This is a genomic window from Variovorax sp. LjRoot290 (genome assembly GCF_964253985.1).
Taxonomy (GTDB): Bacteria; Pseudomonadota; Gammaproteobacteria; order Burkholderiales; family Burkholderiaceae_C; genus Variovorax.
Map to the genome: position 1 here is coordinate 5,455,901 of NZ_CAXURW020000001.1, position 21,224 is coordinate 5,477,124.

Here is a 21,224-nt window from a genome sequence, read left to right on the forward strand (position 1 = left end):
TTTTTAGTACGCCGGTCCGCCTGGGGCTCGCTCCAGCAGGTTCTGTACCCCATCGAGGATGAACTTGAGCGCGAATCCACCCACGACCGCCGCGCCGGACGCAGACCTTGGACTGCCGCACCACTCAACAGTGGTGCTGGTGGTGGATTTGGTCGAATCGGTGAGCCTGATGCAAAACGATGAAGCCGGTGCCATTTCGCGCTGGCTGGCGTTCGTGGCGCACGTCGACCACATCATCGTTCCCGAGACCAAGGGGCGCATGGTGAAGAGCCTGGGCGACGGCCTGATGCTGGAGTTCGACAGTGCGCAACGGGGTGTAGCCGCGGCGTTGGCCATGCACGCGTGGATGAAGGCAGAGTGCAGCGCAATGCAGACCTCCATGTCCCTGCGCATAGGTCTGCACAGCGCCGAGGTCTATGCCGATGAGCACGACATCTATGGCACGGGCGTCAACCTCGCGGCGCGCATCGCGACCCTGGCGGGCCCGGCAGAAACGGTGGTGACCACGCAGATTCGAGACAGCTTGACCGACGGTCTGGATGGCACCCTCGAGGATCTCGGGGAGTGCTATCTCAAACACCTTGACGCCCCTGTGCGCGTTTGGCGGATTGGCGCCGCCGGGCAACAGCCCGTCGTGATCGCGCAGCGGGACTACGCCACACCACTGCAGCCGACCATCGCGGTGATTCCTTTTGAATGCAGAAATGTCGATCCCGGTCAGTTCGCACTCGGCGAACTGCTGGCCGACGGCGTGATCGGCCAGCTCAGCCGCACGCGCGAATTGAAGGTGATCTCACGCCTCTCCACCTCGCTCTTTCGCGGGCGGCTTACCGACATCAGCGATGCCCACACGCATCTGGGCGCTCACTACGTTCTTTCCGGAAGCTATGCGGTCAGCCAGGGAAAGATGCTGGTGAGCGTGGAGTTGGCCGACACGCGGAAAAACACCATCGTATGGGCTGACAGGATCACAGGCGATGTGGTCGATCTTTTTCAGACACGCAGCGAGCTGTGCGACGGCATCGCGTGCGGCTGTCACCGCGCGCTTCTCGAAAAGGAAGCGCAAGTCGCGCTCACCCAGCCTCTTCCGACGCTGCAAAGCTACAGCCTGCTGCTCGGAGGAATCGGACTCATGCATCGCAGCGCCGCGGCGCAGTTTCTCAAGACGCGCGAGGTTCTGGACGCGCTGATCGAACGTCACAGCCGGTGTGCCCTGCCTCGCGTCTGGCTGGCCAAGTGGTATGTGCTCTGCACGACGCGCGGGCTGGTAAGCGACCCCCGATCGCAAGCGCAGATCGCCCTGAACGAGACGCGGCGCGCACTGGATGCGGAGCCCGGCAATGCGCTTGCGTGGGCCATGCAAGGCTTCGTGTACTGCCATCTGGCCAAGGACATCGACAGCGCCGTTCATAGCTGCGACCAGGCGCTCGAATGGAATGCGAACGAATCGCTGGCCTGGCTTTTCAAAGCCATGGTGCACGCGTTTGACGGCGACGGCGAAGTGGCATTTCCGGCAGGCCAAAGGGCGCTCGAGCTGTCCCCCCTGGATCCGCTGAAGTACTACTACGACTCACTGATGGCCTCGATTGCCATTTCCGCCGGCGAGTATGCACTGGCCGTCTCCTATGCCGAACAGTCGTTGCGCGTCAATGCCGCGCATCTGTCGAGCTACCGCGCCTTGATCCTGGCACAGGCCTTTTCAGGACAGATCGATGCCGCGCGCAAGAACATGGCGCTCCTGATGCAGCGGGATCCCGAGTTCAGCATTGCGCGCTTCGAACGCGGCTATCCCTCGCGCGAGCGGGTGCCGGCCTATCTGGAGCGGCTCAAGGACGCGCTGCGCGCTGCAGGCGCGAAAGAACGCTGAGAGTGCATGCGATTCAACCCATCAAAGGGGGATGAATTCGCGCATCTCGGCGGCTATCGTGGTCAGGGCGGGTCAATCCAACCTAGGAGGATGAAATGGCACAACTCGGCGGATACGGCGGATACGGGGGATACGGGGGATACGGCGGCTACGGCGGCTACGGCGGCTACGGCGGGTCAGGCGGCACGACGCTCGCCGACGCTTTCGCCAACCCCCTGGTGACCACCGCGCTGGTTGCGAGTCGCGACGCCACGTCGAATCCGACCGATCCCCCCCGGGCCCGGCCGGAGCCTCCGTTCAATGATTCCGTCAACTTCACGCGATGGGAGACGTGGGTGCGCTCGCATGTGCTGCAGTGGGAGCTTTGCCAGGAGATCTCGATCTCCGCCCCGCCCGGGACCCCTCATGTCTGCGAGCTCAAGATCAACAACACCCCCGTCGCAACCCTGGCAAGACCCGCCGTTTCATTCTTCAAGGACCAGATGGGTCTCGTGCAGGCGTGGGGCGAGTTGCGGCTCGACCGCACCGCGGAGATCCTCGCGCAGATCGACAACCAGTCCCCGTTCGTCGCGGCCGTGATCGGGCTGCATCCCGAACGACACCGCTTCACCATCGAGCTGTTGGTGAATGCCATCCAGTTCACGGTGCTGGTCGAGATGCAGTTCAAGCACGCGCTCGCCTGCTGGAGGCCACACCAGTTTTCACCGCAGGTGCAACCGATGATCACGACGCCGGGCCACGGGGCTTTTCCCAGCGGTCACGCCACGCAGGCCTTCATGCTCGCCCGGCTGCTCGATGGCTTGCTGGACCTGTCATCGAGGGTCCCAGCAACAGCGCTGCAGCTCTACCGGCAAGCCGCGCGCATCGCCACCAATCGCGTGGTGGCCGGCGTGCATTTTCCGGCCGACAGCATTGCCGGACGCCTGCTCGGGCACGTCATCGCCGAGTACGTGCTTGCCCGGCTCGGCGTCCGCAGCGATGTGTGCGTGCGCGGCTTCGACACGACGAGCGTCAACGGCAAGACCCTGGACCTGGACCTCACCGGGCAGATCATTGACCGACCAAAGACGGCTCTTCCCACGGACCCTCCCACGGTTCTTTCGATGGGCTACACGATCGGGGGCGTGGTGCCCGTTTCCGCGGCGGCGGCGCCCTCCTCGATGCTGGTCGAGCTTTTCAAGCTGGGCGCAGGGGAGCGCGCCGCGCTCAGCGTGTAGTCTGCGCCGCTCCTCGAATTCAAGAAAGGCGCCTCGATGCTGCTCTCTCATTCGTCCGAATTGAAGATGGACGCCTACCTGCTGTGGGCCCTCTACACCGGCTTCCGCTATTTCGATATCGGCGAGTCGCGAAAGACGGTCCTGCTCGTGAAGTTCGACAAGCGCCTCGACGCGACAACGCTCAGGGCGCTGCGAAACGCCGGGCTTTGGCTCTGCGACTTCTACGTCGGGTACAGCTGCGCGACGGTGACCGCGAGCATTCCCAACCTCGATCAGCAACTGGGCGACTTGAAGCGCCTCGGTGCCGAATACTGCGAGCTCGCGGCGCCCGTCGCGCCACCCACCCAGGATGAAGGTCCTGCCCCCCGAATCGCCCAGAACGGCCCCGCCACGGTGATCGGCATCATCGACGACGGTTGCCCGTTTGCCCATCGGCATTACCGGCGGCCGGACGACCCCTCCCTGCGCGTGCGCTACATATGGGACCAGGGCGGCAGCGCCCCATCCGGTGCCGTGCCGCCGTCCACGACGCCCTTTGCCTATGGGGCGACCTACGGCCACGACCAGCTGGAGGAAATCCTGTCTCGCGCAACCTTGCAGGGGGTTGTCGATGAAGACGCAGCCTACGGCCTGACCGAATTGCCCAGCCTTCGCGGCGCAACGAGCCACGGTGCACAGGTGATGAGCCATGCCGCCGGGTTCGCACGCAAGATCGATGGCCGCCAGCAACCCAAGCCTCTGATCGGCAGGACGGATCTGGCTTTCGTGCAACTGCCTCCGGACGCGCTCGACGATCCCTCGGGCGGATGGCTGGAGCACTATGGTCTGGACGCCTTGCAGGCGATCCGGTTCTACGCACGCCACACCCACAAGACCTCCGCGAAGAAAGTCATCGTGAACCTGAGCTACGGCCCCCAGACAGGTCCGCATGACGGGACGTCGGTCCTGGAACGCGCGATCGACGAGATGACGTCAACGGCGATAGAGGAGAACTACCAGTTCCTCGTCGTGGTCCCCACGGGCAACAACCATCAGCTGCGAGCGCACGCCGAATTCGACCTGGCGCGTCGTGGAGGAACCATCGACTGGTTCGTCTCGCCGGACTCCCAGGTGCCCTCGCTCCTGGAGATCTGGCTACCGGACGGCGTCACGCTGGACGATGTCGAAGTCGCCGTCGAAACGCCGGCGGACGAGCACATTGTGGCCAGCGACATCCTTCCCGAGCCTCCCAAACCTCTCACGGTTCCCGACGACACGCAGGTGCTCATCGTGGCGATCGAAGGCCCTCCGCCGGGCAACCGCATCGAGGTGATCATCGGGATCGCGCCGACCGCGCGGCCCTCCGCCGGGAGCGGCGCAGCTGCGTTCGCCTTGGCCACACCCGGCATATGGCGCGTCACCGTCGAACCGAAAGCCGGGAAGACGGTCCCGGGTGTTGCGCATGCCTACCTGGGTCGCAGCGACGCCAACATGGGTCGCGCTCGCCGGGGCCGCAGCGGCTACCTCTACAGCCCCGGCTACGATCCGAAGCGGTTCTCGCGTGCGGACGAACAACTGGATGTCGGGCGCGAGAATGCACCGGCGGAAGTGGTCGCGAGCGGCGCCATGAATGGCATCGGCACGGGCACCCACAGCCTGGTGGCGGCCGGCTACCGCCTTTCCGATGGCCAACCGGCGCCCTACAGCGCCGGTGGCCCGACCCGCGGTAATCGCAAGGGGCCCGACTGGGCCTACCCCACGGAAGAAAGCCGCGTGCTGGCCGGACTGCTCGCGGCCGGCAATCGAAGCGCGACGGTACTGCGGCTGACGGGCACCAGCATCGCCGCGCCGCAGTACGTCCGGGAACTGGCGGCCATGCCCGGTTCCAACGCCCTCCCGCCGCCGACTCCGACGCCTCCTTCGCCGCCGGCGCCACCCCCGTGGCTCAAGGCAAGGGCGGGCGCGGGCTTGCGTTGACGCAACGCTTCACCAGCGTGCCGGAAGCTCTCGCTGGAGGGCCAGCTGCCGTCTCGCGACCGACAGGTACCCGCCGGTTTCAAGATCCTTCAGCAGGCGGCTCACCATCTCTCGCGAACACCCGATCTCGCTGGCAATGGCCTGGTGCGTGAGACGCTCGGCGACAACGCGCGTGCCGTCGGCCTGCGTCTCGGCCCGTTCTTCGAGCAGGCGCCGCAACCGGCTGTAGACATCGAGCAACGCCATGCTGCGCGCACTTTCCGTCGCCAGCCGCGCCCGCCGTATCAATCGCACGATGAGCGCCAGCGCGAATTCCGGCTCGTCCGCGATGTGCCGCAGCATCGTCTCGCGCGCGACCACGGCGCAGACGGTGGGTTCCACCGCCTGCACGCTCGCCGAGCGCAGACCGCCATCGAGCGACATTTCGCCGACGTACTCGCCCGGCCCATGCAGACCCAAGGTGACCTCGCGCCCGCGCGCATCGGACACAAAGGCGCGCAGCCGGCCCGAGAGCACGATGTAGATCGAGTCACCCTGATCACCCTCTTCGATCAGCACGGTGTGAGTACGGTAGCGGCGCTGCACCCCCAGCGCCGCGAGCTTGCGCAGCTCTGCCGGCAGCGCATCGGCAGGCGAGTCTTCGGCGCGGGCTGCAGCGGGCTTGGGCGGCATGCGCGGACTATACGGTCCGCGCGGTGCCGCCCCAAGGTCTTTCAGTCTTGCGCCGTCAGCCGCAGCGCCGACACGATCTGCGGCATGCGCGAAACGTCGTTGACGACCTGCCGGATGCTGCCGCGACCGGTCTTCTGCCGCACGTTCTTGATGTGGGTGCGCACCGTGGACAGGCAGATGCCCTGCAGGCAGGCGATCTCTTCGGCCCTGCGCCCGGCGCACAACTGCGCCAGCACGTTCTGCTCCGTGCGGGTCAGGCGCTTGGCGCGAGCGAACATCTGCATCGTGAGCATTTCGCAGCCGGAGCGGCGGCCGCACATGATCAGCACGGTGTCGACCGACGCGGCGCCGTGCAGCATGGCCAAGGGGATAAAAGCCAGCGACAAGGGCTCGCCCGCATGCTCGAGCTCGACGATGCTGCGGCAGTCGTGCTCCGCATCCTTGAGCGCGCGCCGGATCTTCGACTGCGAGGCGATCTCGCCGGTGCACAGCATCCCCTCGACGCTGCGCAGCATACGCCCGGCGGCGAGTTCGCGCCGCGCCGGATGGTTGGCATGCAGGATGCGGCCGGTCAGGTCGACCAGCAGCAGACCGTGGTCGATCTCGTCGAGCACGCGTGCCAGCATGGCGGCCTGCAGAGCGTCGGGCACGGGCGCGGCGATCTGGCTTCGGACCTTCTGAATGTCCGGGTCGGCTTCGGGGGTCATGGTGCTTTCCTCATCCGTTTTGGTGAGGAAAGTGTCCTAAATCGCGCCCCCGGCGGGTGGGGACTATTGCCGCCGGATTTGTGAACTATTCACCTCAGGCGCGCTGCCGCTCAGCCCGTCAACCGCTCCAGCGCCTCGCGGTACTTGGCTGCCGTCTTCTCGATCACCTCGGCCGGCAGGCGCGGCGACGGCGGCGTCTTGTCCCAGGGCTTGCCGTTGATCTTGGTGGCCTCGAGCCAGTCGCGCACGAACTGCTTGTCGTAGCTCGGCGGATTCGTGCCGGCTGCGAGTGCGGCTTCGTAGCCTTCGATCGGCCAGTAGCGCGAGCTGTCGGGCGTCAGCACCTCGTCCATCAGCACCAGCGTGCCGGCGTCGTCGAGGCCGAACTCGAACTTGGTGTCGGCAATGATCATGCCCTTGGCCAGCGCGATGGCCGCGGCCGCCTCGTAGATCGCGATGCTGGTCTCGCGGATCTGTTGCGCGAGCGCCGGGCCGACGACTTCGACCACCTTGTCGTAGCTGATGTTCTCGTCGTGCGCGCCCGCCGCTGCCTTGGCCGCGGGCGTGAAGATCGGCCGCGGCAGCTTGCTCGCGTTGCTGAGGCCCTCGGGCAGCGGCACGCCGCAGACGGCGCGGTTCTCCTGGTATTCCTTCCAGCCGCTGCCGGCGAGGTAGCCACGCACCACGGCCTCGACCGGGATCGGTTTGAGGCGCTTGACCAGCATGGAGCGGTCCTTGACCTGGGGCACCTCTTCCGGCGTCACCACGCTTTCGGGCGCATCGCCGGTCAGGTGGTTGGGGCACAGGTGGCCCAGCCGGTCGAACCACCACAGCGCCATCTGCGTGAGGATCACGCCCTTGCCGGGGATCGGCTCGCCCATGATGACGTCGAAGGCCGAGAGGCGGTCGCTCGCGACCATCAGGATGCGGTCCTCGCCGACCGCGTAGTTGTCGCGCACCTTGCCGCGCGCGAGCAGCGGAAGGCTCTGGATGGAGGAGGTGTGGACGGTGGTCATGACGGGGTGACTGTGTCGGATAGGCGAAGGACGACGGAGATTGTGCGCGCAGAAAAAAGCCACCGCGAGGGTGGCTTCTGCGCGCCAGCGGAAATATCAGACCACTTCTTGCGCGAGCTCGCCCTTGGCGTACTTGGCGGCGACGACCTGCAGGGTCTCGCCCTTGATCTTCGGGCCCTGGCCTTCGCAGCCGAACTGGACGTAGCGCTGCTTGGCGATCTGCTTTGCGGCCTCGCGCGCGGGCTTCAGGTATTCGCGCGGATCGAACTTCTCGGGGTTCTCGGTGAAGAACTTGCGGATCGCGGCCGTCATCGCGAGGCGGATGTCGGTGTCGATGTTGATCTTGCGCACGCCGTGCTTGATGGCTTCCTGGATCTCCTCGACCGGCACGCCGTAGGTTTCCTTCATGTTGCCGCCGTACTTGCGGATCTCGGCCAGGAGGTCTTGCGGCACGCTCGAGGAGCCGTGCATCACGAGGTGGGTGTTGGGGATGCGGCGGTGGATTTCCTTGATGCGGTTGATCGCCAGGATGTCGCCGGTGGGCTTGCGCGTGAACTTGTAGGCGCCGTGGCTGGTGCCGATGGCGATGGCCAGCGCGTCGATCTGGGTGCGCTTGACGAAATCGGCGGCCTGCTCCGGGTCGGTCAGCAGCTGCTCCATGGTCATCGTGGCGTCGGTGCCGTGGCCGTCTTCCTTATCGCCCTTCATGGTTTCGAGCGAGCCGAGACAACCCAGCTCGCCTTCGACGGTGACGCCCACGCGGTGCGCCATGTCCGCCACCTTCTTGGTGACCTCGATGTTGTAGTCGTAGCTCGCGATGGTCTTGCCGTCGGCCTGCAGCGAGCCGTCCATCATGACCGAGCTGAAGCCGAGGTCGATGGCACCCTTGCAGACGTCCGGGCTCTGGCCGTGGTCCTGGTGCATCACCAGCGGCACCTTGGGCCAGCTTTCGATCGCGGCTTCGATCAGGTGCTTGATGAAGGGCTCGCCCGCATACTTGCGCGCGCCTGCGCTCGCCTGGAGGATGACCGGCGCACCGACTTCGTCGGCCGCCGACATGACGGCCTGCACCTGCTCGAGGTTGTTGACGTTGAAGGCCGGAATGCCGTAGCCGTTGGCGGCGGCGTGGTCGAGCAGTTCGCGCATCGAAACGAGAGCCATGGGTGTACCTCGCGGGAATGTTGGGATGGAAGAAGAAAAAAGACTGCGTCAATTCTACCGAGCACCCCTGTCGGACAGGACCGACGCCCGCGCCGGGACGGCGCCGCCCCTCAGCCCACCCTGCAGATCTTGAGCATGTTGGTGCCGCCGGGCGCACCCATGGGCTCGCCGCAGGTGATCGCGTAGACGTCGCCGGTCTGCACGATGCCGCGCTTCTTAAGGTGCGCCTCGGCCTGCAGCAGTGCCGTGTCGCGGTCGCTTTCCGGGTCCATGAGCAGCGGCCGCACGTTGCGGTAGAGCGCCATGCGGCGCTGCGTGGCGAGGCGCGAGGTCAGCGCATACATCGGGATGTGGGCGCGGTGGCGGCTCATCCACAGCGGGGTCGAGCCCGATTCGGTCAGCGCGACGATCGCCTTGGCGCCCAAATGGTGCGCGGTGAACAGCGCGCCCATCGCGATCGACTGGTCGATGCGGGCGTAGGACTGGCCGCTGAAGTCGGCGTCGAGTTGCAGGTCTTCGGCGGCTTCGGCCGCCTCGCAGATGCGGCTCATCTCCTGCACCGTCTCGAGTGGGTAGCGGCCCGAAGCGGTCTCGGCCGAGAGCATCACGGCGTCGGTGCCGTCGAGCACGGCATTGGCCACGTCGCTGACCTCGGCGCGCGTCGGCACCGGGTTGGTGATCATCGACTCCATCATCTGCGTGGCGGTGATGACGACCTTGTCCATCTCGCGCGCCATGCGGATCATCTTTTTTTGCAGCGCCGGCACGGCCGCGTTGCCGACCTCGACCGCCAGGTCGCCGCGCGCGACCATGATGCCGTCGCTGGCGCGCAGGATCTCCTCCAGCTTGGGGATCGCCTCGGCGCGCTCGATCTTGGCGATCAGGCCCGGCTTGTGGCCGAACTCGGCGGCCGCCACGTTGCACAGCTGGCGCGCCATTTCCATGTCGGTCGCGTTCTTCGGGAAGCTCACCGCCACGTAGTCGGCCTGGAAGCTCATCGCGGTCTTGATGTCCTCCATGTCCTTGGCCGTCAGCGCCGGCGCCGTGAGGCCACCGCCCTGCTTGTTGATGCCCTTGTTGTTGGAGAGCTCGCCGCCCAGGCGCACCGTGGTGTGGACCGCGTCGCCCTTGACGGCTTCGACCGTGAGCACGATGAGCCCGTCGTTCAGCAGCAGACTGTCGCCGGGTTTGACGTCGCGCGGCAGGTCCTTGTAGTCCAGCCCCACTTCGCTGACATCGCCCAGCTCGGTGCGCGAGGCGTCGAGCACGAACTTCGCACCGGCCTCCAGCCAGACCTTGCCTTCGGCGAACTTGCCGACCCGGATTTTCGGGCCCTGCAGGTCGGCCATGATCGCCACCTCGCGCCCCGTGCGGCGGGCCGCCTCGCGCACCATGACGGCGCGGTTGATGTGGTCTTGCGCCGTGCCGTGGCTGAAGTTGAGCCGGACCACGCTGACCTTGTGATGGATCATCTGCTCGAGCAGCTCGGGCGAACTCGATGCCGGGCCGAGCGTGGCGACGATCTTGGTGGCGTGGCGGGGAAGGCGGGGCGTGCTCATTCAGGTCTCCGGTTTGTATTCCATACTGTATACACTTTCTCGGCCGACCGATAGAGGGTATTCAGCCGGCTGCGCGTTTGGCCAGGATCTCGAAGGCCGGCAGGGTCTTGCCTTCCAGGACTTCGAGGAAGGCGCCGCCGCCGGTCGAGATGTAGCCGACCTTGTCCTCGATGCCGTACTTCGCGATGGCGGCCAGCGTGTCGCCGCCGCCCGCGATCGAGAAGGCGCTGCTCTCGGCAATGGCGCGCGCGATGGCCTCGGTGCCCTTGGCGAAGGCGTCGAACTCGAACACGCCCACCGGGCCGTTCCACACGATGGTGCCGGCTTCGCGCAGCTGCGCGGCCAGGATCTCGGCGGTCTTCGGGCCGATGTCGAGGATCAGGTCGTCGTCGGCAACCTGGTCGGCGGCCTTGACCGTGGCGGCGGCATCGGCCGCGAAGGTCTTGGCCGTGACCACGTCGACCGGGATCGGCACCGCGGCGCCGCGCGCGCGCATCGCTTCGATCACGGCCTTGGCTTCATCGAGCAAGTCGGGTTCGGCCAGCGACTTGCCGATCCGGAGGCCGGCCGCGAGCATGAAGGTGTTGGCGATGCCGCCGCCGACGATCAGCTGGTCGACCTTGTCGGCCAGGCTCTTCAGGATGGTGAGCTTGGTGCTGACCTTGGAGCCCGCAACGATTGCGACCAGCGGGCGCTTGGGCTGTGCCAGTGCCTTGGTGATGGCGTCGATCTCGGCCGCCAGCAGCGGGCCGGCGCAGGCCACCTTGGCGTACTGGGCGATGCCGTAGGTCGTGGCCTCGGCGCGGTGCGCGGTGCCGAAGGCGTCGTTGACGTAGATGTCGGTCAGCGCGGCGAGCTTGCGTGCGAGCGTCTCGTCGTTCTTCTTCTCGCCCTTGTTGAGACGACAGTTCTCCAGCAGCACGACTTGACCGGGCGCCACCTGGACGCTGTCGACCCAGTCGGTCACCAGCGGCACCTCGCGGCCCAGCAGCTCGCCCAGGCGCTTGGCGACCGGCGCCAGCGAATCCTCGGGCTTGAATGCGCCCTCGGTCGGACGGCCGAGATGGGAGGTGACCATCACCGCGCCCCCCGCGTCGAGCGCCAGCTTGATGCAGGGCACCGAGGCGCGGATGCGCGTGTCCTCGGTGATGCGGCCGGCATCGTCCTGCGGCACGTTGAGATCGGCTCGGATGAACACGCGCTGGCCGGCGACTTTGCCTTGCGCACACAGGTCGGTGAATCGAAGAACGTTCATGGGATGGGCGTGATGAGAAGCGGAGGGGACTGCCTTGAAAAAAGGCGAGAGGCCATTGTAGGTTTGTAGGTTTCGCCGGTGACGCCCTGGTGTCGATCAACCGCCAAGGCCCGGCTTCCGCACGAACTGCTCCAGCATCTCGACGAAACCGGCGGCCGCCGGCGACAGCGAGCGCCGCGATGCGGCGTAGACGCAGACCTCGCGATGGAAATCGGGCCGGTCGAGCTTGACCATCTGCAGCCCGTGGGCCTTGACCAGCGAGGCCGAGTAGGTCGGGCAGACCGTGAGCCCCAGGCCCGAAGCGACCATGCCCAACGCGGTCGTCATGTACGAGACCTCCTGCGTCGTGGCGCGCAGCATCAGCTCGCGCGCGTCGGCGTCCAGCTCGGGCAGCACGCGCTGGCGGAAATCGCGCGTCGGCGCGATGAAGGTGTAGGGCCCGAGCTCGCTCCAGCGCACCTGGCGCCGGCGCGCGAAGGCATGGTCGGGCGGGCAGATCAGCCAGTGGCGGTCGCGAAAGAGCGTGCGGCGTTCGATTGCCGCGGGATCTACCGCCACGTCCTGCCCCACCGCCAACTCCACCTCGCCCGAGAGCACGCCGGCCAGCAGGTGCTCGGGCAGCGTGTCGGCCAGGCGCACGTCGATGTCCGGGTAGCGCGCGCTGTAGGCCGCGATCACGCGCGGCATCAGCGTGCAGGCCATGAGCTGCGGCGCGGCGAGCCGCAGCACGCCCTTCTTCTGGTCGCGCAGCTCGGTCACGCCGGCCACCGCGCCCGCGAGATCGGCCAAGAGGCGCTGCACCGAGGGCTGGAATTCGCGTCCGGCCTCCGAGAGCAGCACCCGCCGCGTGTGGCGGTCGAAGAGCTGCACGCCCATTTCGCGCTCCAGTTCGCGCACCAGCACGCTGAGCGCCGACTGGGTCAGGTGCAGCCGGGCGGCCGCGGCGGTGAAGCTGCCGGTGTCGGCCACGGCGTCGAAGGCGCGCAATTGGCGCAGGGTCAGATTCATGGCCTCAGTTCATCAATCAATGAATTTATTTCGATTGAATCATAAGAAGAACGGCGGCCCAATTCGTTTCCGAGCCTTCACCGGAGACAAGCCATGACCCCCTCGCCCGTGCCAGTGCGCGGACTGCACCACTTCGCCTGGCGCTGCCGCGACAGCGAGGAGACGCGCCGCTTCTACGAGGACCTGCTGGGCCTGCCGCTGGTGCACGTGATCAAGAGCGACCATGTGCCGAGCACCGGCGAGTTCTGCCCCTACGTCCACATCTTTTTCCAGATGCGCGACGGCTCCTACATCGCCTTCTTCGACCTCGGCGACGACGTGGCCGCGCTGCCTTCGCCCAACACGCCGGCCTGGGTCAACCACATCGCGCTGCGCGTCGATTCGGTGGCCGACCTGCTGGCCGCCAAGGCACGGCTCGAGGCGGCCGGCGTCGAGGTTCTGGGCCTGACCGACCACCACATCATCGAATCGATCTACTTCTTCGACCCCAACGGCATCCGCGTCGAGCTGACCACGCCCACCGTGCCGCAGGGCGAGATGGACGCGCATGCGAAGCGCGCCCATGCCGACCTCGATGCCTGGACCGAGCGCAAGGCCGAACTGCGGAGGAAAGCGGCGCATGCCTGAGCTCCAACTCGCCGTCATCGACGTCAAGCCCGGCGCCGCGATGGAGAGCCAGTCGGGCCTCCAGATGCTGCGCCCGCGCATCTACGGCGCGTACCGCGCGCCGGCCGGCCCGAAGAAGATCGCGGCCATCGTGATGCACCCCACGAGCAACTTCATGGGGCACTACCTGATCGCGCCGCTGGCCGAGCGCGGCATCTGCTGCATGGGCCTCAACTCGCGCTACATGGGCAACGACACGGTGCTGCTGATGGAGCGCGCGATCCAGGACCTGGGTGCCGGCGTGCAATTCCTGCGCGCCGCGGGCTACGAGAAGGTGCTGCTCATCGGCAACTCGGGCGGCGCCGCGCTGGCGAGCTTCTACCAGGCGCAGGCCGAGAAGCTCACGGCACATCACTTCCCGGACGGCGACCCGACTCACCTGCATCCCGACGACCTGCCGCCAGCGGATGGCATTGCCCTGTGCGCGGCGCACCAGGGCCGCTCGAAGCTGATGCGCGACTGGATCGACCCCTCCGTCACCGATGAGCACGATCCGCTGTCGGTGGACCCGGAGCTCGACATGTACGACGCGCGCCACGGCTTGCCCTACAGCGCCCAATTCCTCGCGCGCTTCAGCGCCGCCCAGAAGGCCAGGCTCGACCGGCTCGAGAACTGGGCCGTGGAGCGCCTGCGCCTGCTGCGCAGCACGCCGGGCGCGCCGCGCGACCAGGCCTTCATCGTCTACCGCACGCACGCCGATCCGCGCTGCGTGGACCTTTCGATCGACCGCAACGACCGCGCGCCCGGCAGCGTCTGGGGCGATGCGCGGCAGGTGAACTACTCGGCCAACGCGATGGGCCGCACCACCTCGCTGACCGCCTTTCTCTCGCAGTGGTCCTCGCGCTCGCAGGCCGATGGGCCCTCGAACCTGGCGCACACCACGGCGCCCAAGCTGCTCTTGACCTACACGGCCGACCAGTCCACCTTCCCGAGCACGCGCGATGCCTGGCTCCAGGCCGGCGGCGCGCGCATCCGCAACGTCGACATCGTCGGCGGCAACCACTACCTGGCGGGCCAGTCCGAGCTGGTGCCGCGCGCGGCCGATGCCATCGCCGAGTGGGCCCACGCGCTGTGAGCGCCGCGATGGAAAGCTTCCACTTCGCGCCCGACTACGAGCTGCCGCGCTGGCCCTTCCAGCCGCCGCCCGAGCTGGGTAGCGATACGCTCGTGCGCCATCCGATCGTCATCGTCGGCGCCGGTCCGGCCGGCCTCACGCTGGCCTGCGACCTCGCGCAGCGCGGCGTGCGCGCCGTGCTGCTGGACGAGGACGACACGGTAGGCGTGCGCGGCGCCTCCTCGCGCGGCATCTGCTACGCGCAGAAGAGCCTGGAGATCTTCGAGCGGCTCGGCATCTACCGGCGCATCGCCGACAAGGGCGTCACCTGGTCCTTTGGCCGCACCTTCTCGGGCGAGGAGGAGGTCTACAACTTCAACCTGAAGACCGACAGCGTCTCCGCACAGCCGCCCTTCATCAACCTGCAGCAGTTCTACCTCGAGTGGTTCCTGGTCGACCGCATCCTCGAACTCGGCTTCACGGACCTGCGATGGAAGAACCGCGTGACGCGCATCGTGCCCGGCGGCGACGGTGTTCGCGTCGAGGTCGAGACGCCCGCCGGCCCCTACGCGATGGAGGCCGGCTACCTAATCGACGCGAGTGGCGCCAACAGCGCGATCCGCACCCAGCTCGGGCTCGACGCCCACAGCTCGCGCAGCACCGACCGCTGGTGCATCAGCGACGTGCGCTTCAAGAAGCCGCTGCCTGTCGAGCGCTGGACCTGGGTCGACGCGCCCTTCAACGAGGGCCGCGCGGTCTGGCAGCACCTGATGGCCGACGGCGTCTGGCGCATCGACTACCAGATGCCCGAGGACTGCGACACCGCCCACATCAGCAAGCCCGAGGTGGCCGGCGCGCGGCTGCGCGAGCAGCTCGGGCCGGGCGTGGAGTTCGAATTCGTCTGGATCGGCCCTTACGGCTACCGCGACCATCTGCTAGACCGCTTCCGCCACGGCCGCATGTTCTTCATCGGCGATTCGGCCCACGCGATTCCGAGGTCGGGCGCTTCCCGCGTCTCTTCGCCGGCGTGGAAGAGATTCCCGGCCTCACCGTGCCGAGCATGAGCTTTGAGGGCGAGATGAGCCTGTGGCTGGGCGGCGCGCGCGAGGTGCGGCTCATGTGCCTGGGCCGCGGCCACTCGGGCGGCGACAGCGTCGCCTGGCTGCCCGACTGCGGCGTGCTGTTCTCGGGCGACGTGGTGGAAAACCGCTGCGGCGTGTACGCCGGCGACGCCTATATCCAGGACTGGGCCGGCACGCTGGACGCCGTGGCCGCGCTCGAGCCCGCGGTGCTGGTGCCGGGACGCGGCGCGGTGCTGCAGGGCCCCGACGCCTGCGCCGAGGCGATCGCGCTCACCAAGGCCTTCTTGTCGACGCTGCTCGCGAGCGTGCGCTCGGGCATCGAAGCGGGCGAGAGCCTGCGCGGCTGCTTCGACCGCGCCGAAGAAGCGATGAAGCCGCGCTTCGGCGAATGGCCCGTGTTCCAGCACGTGCTGCCCTTCGACGTGTCGCGGGCCTATGACGAGCTGCGCGGCATCGAGCACCCGGTCGTGTGGACGGCGGAGCGCGACCGCGAGCTATGGCAAGCCTTGCGCGGCTGATTTCTTTTCTAACCCGGAGACAAAAGCGATGAAACGATTCCTGCAACTGCTGGCCGCCGCCGGCCTCGCGCTGGCCGCAACCAGCCATGCGCCGGCCCAGAGCGCCTACCCCAGTCAGCCGCTGCGCTGGATCGTGCCGTACCCCGCGGGCGGCGGCACCGACAACCTCGCGCGGGCATTGGCCGACGCGATGCAGCCTTCGCTTGGCCAGCCCATCGTCATCGACAACCGCCCGGGCGCCTCCACCAACATCGGCGTGTCGGTGCTGATGCAGGCCAAGCCCGACGGCTACACGATCATGCAGGCCGAGAACGCGGCGCTGCTGTTCAACGAGCACATGTTCGCCAAGCTGCCCTACAAGCCGGCGAGCGACTTCACTTACATCGGCACCATCGGCCGCTTCCCGGTCGCGCTGGTGGTGCATCCGGACTTTCCGGCCAAGACGGTCGCCGAGTTCGTGAGCTACGTGAAGGCCAATCCCGACAAGGTGAGCTATGCCTCGCCCGGCAACGGCACGCCGCACCACATGGCGATGGAGCTCTTCAAGCAGAAGGCCGGCCTCGGCATCGTCCACGTGCCCTACAAGGGCGCCGCACCGGCCATGACCGACATCATGGGCGGCCAGGTGCCGACCATGATGCTGGACCTCGCCTCGGGCCTGCCGATCATCCGGTCGGGCAAGGTGCGCGTGCTCGCGATCGCGCTGCCGCAGCGCGCGAGCGCATTGCCGGATGTGCCGACCTCGGAAGTCGGCTTCAAGGACGTCAATGCCTATGCCTTCCACGGCCTGATCGGCCCGGCCGGCATGCCGCAGGAAGCGGTGAACCGGATCAACGGCGAGCTGCACAAGGCGATGAAGGCGCCGAAGGTGGTCAAGCTGTTCGCGGACTTCGGCTTCGAGGCGCTGCCCGGCACGCCGCAGGACTTCTACAAGCTGTCGCGCGCCGAGAGCGAGCGCTGGGGCAAGGTCATCAAGTCGGCCGGCGTACAACTCGACTAGCTACCAGCCGAGCCCCAAGTGAAGCGGCAGGTAGACCACCATGCCTGCCAGCATCGTGCCCAACACGCCGCGGCGCCAAAAGTAATAAGCGGCGCCGGCCGCTGCGGCATAGAGCCGCGCGTCCTTCCAGGTCGAGATCAGGTGCCCCTGCGACATCACGATCTCGGGCACGATCACGGCTGCGAGCGCGGCCGCCGGCGCATAGTGCAGCGCGCGGTGCGCCCAGTCCGGCAAGCCCCAGGGCCGGTCGAGGATGAAGAAGAAGCAGCGCGTCAGCACCGTAACGCCGGCCAGGCCGACGATCACCGCCAGGGTCCAGAAGTCGGTGGCGCCGCCGTTGCCGATGCTCACTTGTCGTCCTCCGCGTCGGGGTCCAGCCCGAACTGCTTCTCGAGCCAGAAACACAGCAGCACCGCGACGCCGATGCCGGCCACGATGTTGAGCTTGAGCGGCAGCGCGTAGGCCGCCACCGCCGTGGCGCCGGCGATCAGCGCGGCCAGGATGCGCAAGCGCGTCGTCGCCATCGAGCAGACGATGGCCACCAGACTCAGCACGCCGGCGAAGCCCAACCCCCAGCTCTGCGGAATCAGGTTGGCCAGCACAATGCCGAGCAGGCTCATGCCCATCCATGAGGACCAGGTGACGAAGTAATTGCCGGTCAGGTAGGCCTCCTGCGCCCGCTTCTCGGGCTCGCTCGCGGGCGGTTCGGGGTAGCGGCCGGTGAACATCGCATAGCTCATGTCGGCCGTGAGGTAGCCGTGCGTCAGGCGGCGCCAGCGCGGCATGTGCATGAGGTAGGGCCGCAGATGCAGGCTGAAGACCACGAAGCGCAGGTTGACGCAGAAGCCCGTGGCCAGGACCACCCAGGCCGGCGCGCCCGCGATCAGCAGCGGAATGGCGGCCAGCTGCGAGCTGCCGGCATAGACCAGCAAGGTCATCGCGACCGACTCGAAGACACTCATGCCCGACTTGACCATGGCCACACCGGTCATCAGGCCCCAGGCGCCGATGCCGACGGCGACCGAGGACATTTCGGTCGCGCCTTGGCGGAACTCCGGCTGGCGGCGGATGGAAGGAGAAAAAAACATCAGCCGAAGACCTGCCCCGGCTTGATGTCGAAGCCGCGCAGGAAATCGGCCGCGGCCAGGCGCTTGCCGCCGGGCCGCTGCAGCTCGGTGATCACGACGACGCCATCCCTGGCAGCGACGGCGATGCCCGGCGCGCCGGCTACCAGCACCGTGCCCGCTGCGTCCGCAGGCGTCCCGGGCTGAACCCGCGCCGCCCAGAGCTTGATGGTTTCGCCGTCGAGCGCGCTGCTCGCGCCGGGAAAGGGATCGAAGGCGCGGATGCGGCGCACGATGGTGGCGGCATCCTGCGTCCAGTCCACCTGCGCCTCGTGCTTCTCGACCTTGTGCGCATAGGTCACGCCTTCGCCCGGCTGCGGCTCGGGGTGCAGCGTGCCGGCCTCGGCCTGCTTCAAGGCGTCGGCGATCAGCCGCCCGCCGAGCGCGGCGAGCCGGTCGTGCAGTTGCGCGGTGCTGTCCTCGCCGATCGCGAGCGATTCGGCGAGCAGCATGTCGCCGGTGTCGAGCCCGGCATCCATCTGCATGATGGTGACGCCGGTCTTGGCATCGCCGGCCTCGATCGCCCGATGGATCGGCGCTGCGCCGCGCCAGCGCGGCAAGAGGCTCGCATGGATGTTGAGGCAGCCGAGCCGCGGCGCATCGAGCACCCACTGCGGCAGGATCAGGCCGTACGCGGCGACCACCATCACGTCGGGCTTGGCCTCGAGGATGGCAGCGCGCGCCGCGGCGGCATCCTCGGGGTACTTGCCGTCCAGTCGCAGGCTGCGCGGCTGCGCCACCGGCCAGCCGTGCGCTGTGGCGAACTGCTTGACCGGCGAGGCCTGCAGCTTCATGCCCCGGCCGGCGGGGCGGTCGGGCTGGGTCAGCACCAGCACGATCTCGAAGCCCGCGGCGGCGATCGCCTCCAGAGCGACGCGGGCGAACTCGGGCGTGCCCGCAAACGCAACCCTCATGCGACCCTCACATCCGTTCGAAGAGATCGCGCATCAGGTCGTCGCCCGTGTGGTAGCGCTGCACCACACCGGCAGGGTCGACATAGATGTAGAGCAGGCGGGGCGCGTTCATCATCTTGTAGCGCCAGCTCCAGATCACGCCGTCGAAGGCGCTCACGCGCGTGATCTCGAACGGGCGGCCGTAGATGCGCAGCACGTCGGCCTCGCGCCAGACGCCGACGCCGGGCTGGATGGTGCGGTCGAACAGGCGATCGTCGAGTTCCTGACGGATCGAGACCACGCGGCCGCCGGCGTCGAGATCGACGTTGTTCACCTCGAAGCCGGCCGGCGCACGGGAATACTGGAGCCGCTCGCCGCCCCCCGGCAGCGGGTACGCGGCGGTGGGCGCACCGAGCTGTTGCAGCGCGTCGGCCTTCAAGGTGCCCGGCGCGATCCGCGTCGGCTCGCCCGCACAGCCCGCCAACCCCAGCACCGCAGCAAGTAGCGCGGCGGGCCAGGCGCGGGCGACGACGCTCACCGCCGTCCTTCCCGTTGTTCGAGCTTCTGGTCTTCGCGCTGCTGCTTGAGCAGCTTGCTCTTGATGCGATTGCGCTTGAGGGGGGAGAGGTACTCGACGAACACCTTGCCGAGCAGGTGGTCGAGCTCGTGCTGGATGCAGACTGCCAGCAGGCCCTCGGCCTCGATGGTCTGGGGCTCGCCGTTGGCGTCGAGGGCGGTCACGCGCACCGCGGTTGCACGCTCGACGCCGTCGTAGATGCCGGGCACCGAGAGGCATCCCTCCTCGTTGAGTACTTTTTCCTCACTCGCCCAGACGATCTCGGGATTGATCAGCACCAGCGGCTCGTTGCGCTCCTCGGAGATGTCGATCACGACCAGCCGTTCGTGCACGTCGACCTGCGTGGCGGCCAGGCCGATGCCGTTCGCCTCGTACATGGTTTCGATCATGTCGGCGACCAGCGTCTTGATGCGCGCGTCGACGCCCTGCACCGGCTTGGCGACCGTGTGCAGGCGCTTGTCGGGATAGCTCAGGATGGTTCTTTTGGCCATGAATGCGAGGAAAAATTGTCGTTATTTTCGCCATTTCCGCGACGGTACGACGCGCTGCGACCTGATAAACGTTGCCCCTTCAAGGGCTTCAGCGCAAAATTCGTTGCAAATTGTGAGGATTCGTACGTCCCCCTGGGCGTAGTGCGTGCACACCATCAAACCATGAAACAACTCCGAATCAACGACTGCCTGCGTCCGAACATCTTCGCCACGCTGGCGATGATCGCCATGGTGGGCAGCGGCACGACGGCCCTCGCGCAGAACTACCCCGTCACGCCGCAGCAGCGCGCCACGGCCCAGCAGACGGCGCAGACCGGCGTGCCGCTCAGCGAGCTGGCGCCGAACGCGCCCGACGAATACACGATCAAGCCCCGCGATACGCTGTGGGCCGTTTCCCGCCTTTACCTGCGCAGCCCCTGGCGCTGGCCCGAGCTCTGGGGCATGAACATGGGCGAGATCCGCAATCCGCACCTCATCTATCCCGGTCAGGTGCTCTATCTCGACAAGACCGGCGGCCGCGCCCGCCTGAGCACCCGCCGCGGCGGCTCGAGCGTGGCCGACGGAGGCACCATCAAGCTGACGCCCCGCACACGTTTCGAATCGCTGTCAGGCATGGCGCTGCCGACGCTCAACCCCAGCCTGATCGAACCCTTCCTGAGCGAGCCGATCGTGGTCGACCAGGAGACCCTGCTCACGGCGCCGCGCATCGTGGCGGGCAACGACAGCCGCGTGCTGCTCGCGCGCGGCGACCGCGCCTATGCGCGGGGCGAGGTCAACTCGCCGCTGGTGGAAACCGCCGGCCCGATCAAGACCTTCCGCATCTTCCGCAACGCGACGCCGTTGAAGGACCCCGGCACCGGCGAGATCCTCGGCTACGAGGCGCAGTACCTCGGCAAGGCCCAGCTGCAGCGCGGCGAGTCGAGCGTCACCGAGATGGTGGAAGGCAAGGAGCTCAAGAGCGTGGTGCCCGCGACCGTCGACATCGTGGCGGCGCGCGAGGAAATGCGCGCCGGCGACCGCCTGCTGCCCGAACCGCCCCGCCAGCTGCTGAGCTACGTGCCGCGCGCGCCCCAGCAGCCCATCGAGGAAGGCCGCATCGTCTCGGTCTACGGCAACGCGGTGCAGTTCGCGGCCCAGAACCAGGTGGTCGCGATCAACAAGGGCACCCTCGACGGCATCGAGAACGGCCACGTGCTGGCCATCCTCAAGAACGGCGAAACCATCATCGACAAGACCGGATCGGGCAAGGAGACGCTGAAGCTGCCCAACGAGCGCATCGGCCTGCTGATGGTATTCCGTCCGTTCGAGCGGGTCTCGTACGCGCTGGTGCTCGAAATCAACGACGCTCCGCGCATCGGCGATCTGCTGGTCAATCCCTGACGCCTCCTCTTCCTCCTTCGC

General features: G+C 67.4%; 19 protein-coding genes and 2 pseudogenes. 9 read left to right on the forward strand and 12 right to left on the reverse strand.

Annotated elements, in window-relative coordinates; translation table 11 throughout:
• Nucleotides 1-64 precede the first annotated feature (64 nt).
• From ACSQ9A_RS26940 to ACSQ9A_RS26950, 3 genes are all read left to right on the forward strand, one after another.
• Nucleotides 65-1,867, forward strand: a complete 1,803-nt coding sequence (locus ACSQ9A_RS26940; protein WP_436305939.1) for an adenylate/guanylate cyclase domain-containing protein — start codon at nt 65-67, stop codon at nt 1,865-1,867.
• Nucleotides 1,868-1,962: 95 nt separating this feature from the next.
• Nucleotides 1,963-3,084 carry a phosphatase PAP2 family protein gene (locus ACSQ9A_RS26945; protein ID WP_436305940.1) on the forward strand — a complete coding sequence of 374 codons (1,122 nt, stop codon included), beginning with the start codon at nt 1,963-1,965 and terminating at the stop codon, nt 3,082-3,084.
• A 66-nt stretch (nt 3,085-3,150) separates the two neighbouring features.
• Nucleotides 3,151-5,040, forward strand: coding sequence for a hypothetical protein (locus ACSQ9A_RS26950; RefSeq protein ID WP_436305941.1), 1,890 nt, complete (start codon nt 3,151-3,153; stop codon nt 5,038-5,040).
• A gap of 9 nt (nt 5,041-5,049) precedes the next feature.
• Here ACSQ9A_RS26950 and ACSQ9A_RS26955 read toward each other — a convergent pair whose 3' ends face one another.
• The 7 genes from ACSQ9A_RS26955 to ACSQ9A_RS26985 form a co-directional block, all read right to left on the reverse strand.
• Nucleotides 5,050-5,712 (reverse strand): Crp/Fnr family transcriptional regulator, encoded by a 663-nt coding sequence (locus ACSQ9A_RS26955; RefSeq protein ID WP_436305942.1) that lies wholly within the window; start codon nt 5,710-5,712, stop codon nt 5,050-5,052.
• Nucleotides 5,713-5,753: 41 nt separating this feature from the next.
• The gene (locus ACSQ9A_RS26960) at nt 5,754-6,419 is read right to left on the reverse strand and encodes a helix-turn-helix transcriptional regulator (protein ID WP_436305943.1); all 666 of its coding nucleotides are present in this window, start codon (nt 6,417-6,419) and stop codon (nt 5,754-5,756) included.
• 110 nt (nt 6,420-6,529) lie between these two features.
• Complete coding sequence (locus tag ACSQ9A_RS26965) at nt 6,530-7,435, reverse strand: phosphoribosylaminoimidazolesuccinocarboxamide synthase (protein ID WP_436305944.1); 906 nt, start codon at nt 7,433-7,435, stop codon at nt 6,530-6,532.
• 96 nt (nt 7,436-7,531) lie between these two features.
• Complete coding sequence (gene fba, locus ACSQ9A_RS26970; RefSeq protein WP_436292082.1) at nt 7,532-8,596, reverse strand: class II fructose-bisphosphate aldolase; 1,065 nt, start codon at nt 8,594-8,596, stop codon at nt 7,532-7,534.
• Between the two features lie 110 nt (nt 8,597-8,706).
• Complete coding sequence (gene pyk / locus ACSQ9A_RS26975; RefSeq protein ID WP_436305945.1) at nt 8,707-10,155, reverse strand: pyruvate kinase; 1,449 nt, start codon at nt 10,153-10,155, stop codon at nt 8,707-8,709.
• A 61-nt stretch (nt 10,156-10,216) separates the two neighbouring features.
• The gene (locus ACSQ9A_RS26980) at nt 10,217-11,410 is read right to left on the reverse strand and encodes a phosphoglycerate kinase (protein ID WP_436305946.1); all 1,194 of its coding nucleotides are present in this window, start codon (nt 11,408-11,410) and stop codon (nt 10,217-10,219) included.
• A 96-nt stretch (nt 11,411-11,506) separates the two neighbouring features.
• Nucleotides 11,507-12,418: a LysR family transcriptional regulator gene (locus ACSQ9A_RS26985; protein WP_436305947.1), complete on the reverse strand. Its 912-nt coding sequence runs from the start codon at nt 12,416-12,418 to the stop codon at nt 11,507-11,509.
• 93 nt (nt 12,419-12,511) lie between these two features.
• Here ACSQ9A_RS26985 and ACSQ9A_RS26990 point away from each other — a divergent pair, with 93 nt between their 5' ends.
• The 5 genes and pseudogenes from ACSQ9A_RS26990 to ACSQ9A_RS27010 all read left to right on the forward strand — a co-directional run bounded on the left by ACSQ9A_RS26990 (nt 12,512) and on the right by ACSQ9A_RS27010 (nt 16,738).
• Complete coding sequence (locus ACSQ9A_RS26990; protein ID WP_436305948.1) at nt 12,512-13,045, forward strand: VOC family protein; 534 nt, start codon at nt 12,512-12,514, stop codon at nt 13,043-13,045.
• Nucleotides 13,038-14,159 (forward strand): alpha/beta hydrolase family protein, encoded by a 1,122-nt coding sequence (locus tag ACSQ9A_RS26995; protein WP_436305949.1) that lies wholly within the window; start codon nt 13,038-13,040, stop codon nt 14,157-14,159. The genes ACSQ9A_RS26990 and ACSQ9A_RS26995 overlap by 8 nt, the downstream gene beginning before the upstream one ends.
• An 8-nt stretch (nt 14,160-14,167) precedes the next feature.
• A pseudogene (locus ACSQ9A_RS27000) lies at nt 14,168-15,145 on the forward strand (FAD-dependent oxidoreductase); the annotation flags it as partial.
• Nucleotides 15,127-15,738, forward strand: a pseudogene (locus tag ACSQ9A_RS27005) (MBL fold metallo-hydrolase); the annotation flags it as partial. The pseudogenes ACSQ9A_RS27000 and ACSQ9A_RS27005, both read left to right, overlap by 19 nt.
• Before the next feature lie 28 nt (nt 15,739-15,766).
• The gene (locus ACSQ9A_RS27010) at nt 15,767-16,738 is read left to right on the forward strand and encodes a Bug family tripartite tricarboxylate transporter substrate binding protein (protein WP_436305950.1); all 972 of its coding nucleotides are present in this window, start codon (nt 15,767-15,769) and stop codon (nt 16,736-16,738) included.
• On the opposite strand, the gene ACSQ9A_RS27015 is transcribed toward ACSQ9A_RS27010, so the two are convergent.
• From ACSQ9A_RS27015 to def, 5 genes are read right to left on the reverse strand one after another with little or no spacing between them, the layout of a single operon-like run.
• On the reverse strand, nt 16,739-17,089 hold the full coding sequence (locus tag ACSQ9A_RS27015) for an AzlD domain-containing protein (RefSeq protein ID WP_436305951.1): 351 nt from the start codon (nt 17,087-17,089) through the stop codon (nt 16,739-16,741). It abuts the gene before it with no gap.
• Nucleotides 17,086-17,826, reverse strand: coding sequence for an AzlC family ABC transporter permease (locus tag ACSQ9A_RS27020; RefSeq protein ID WP_093108657.1), 741 nt, complete (start codon nt 17,824-17,826; stop codon nt 17,086-17,088). Before ACSQ9A_RS27020 ends, ACSQ9A_RS27015 begins: the two co-directional genes overlap by 4 nt.
• On the reverse strand, nt 17,826-18,776 hold the full coding sequence (fmt, locus tag ACSQ9A_RS27025; RefSeq protein WP_436305952.1) for a methionyl-tRNA formyltransferase: 951 nt from the start codon (nt 18,774-18,776) through the stop codon (nt 17,826-17,828). Before fmt ends, ACSQ9A_RS27020 begins: the two co-directional genes overlap by 1 nt.
• A gap of 7 nt (nt 18,777-18,783) precedes the next feature.
• Nucleotides 18,784-19,293 (reverse strand): hypothetical protein, encoded by a 510-nt coding sequence (locus tag ACSQ9A_RS27030; RefSeq protein WP_436305953.1) that lies wholly within the window; start codon nt 19,291-19,293, stop codon nt 18,784-18,786.
• The gene (def, locus tag ACSQ9A_RS27035; RefSeq protein WP_436305954.1) at nt 19,290-19,823 is read right to left on the reverse strand and encodes a peptide deformylase; all 534 of its coding nucleotides are present in this window, start codon (nt 19,821-19,823) and stop codon (nt 19,290-19,292) included. Before def ends, ACSQ9A_RS27030 begins: the two co-directional genes overlap by 4 nt.
• A 162-nt stretch (nt 19,824-19,985) precedes the next feature.
• On the opposite strand from def, the gene ACSQ9A_RS27040 reads away from it, so the two are divergent.
• Complete coding sequence (locus tag ACSQ9A_RS27040) at nt 19,986-21,203, forward strand: LysM peptidoglycan-binding domain-containing protein (protein WP_436305955.1); 1,218 nt, start codon at nt 19,986-19,988, stop codon at nt 21,201-21,203.
• The last annotated feature ends 21 nt before the right edge of the window (nt 21,204-21,224 follow it).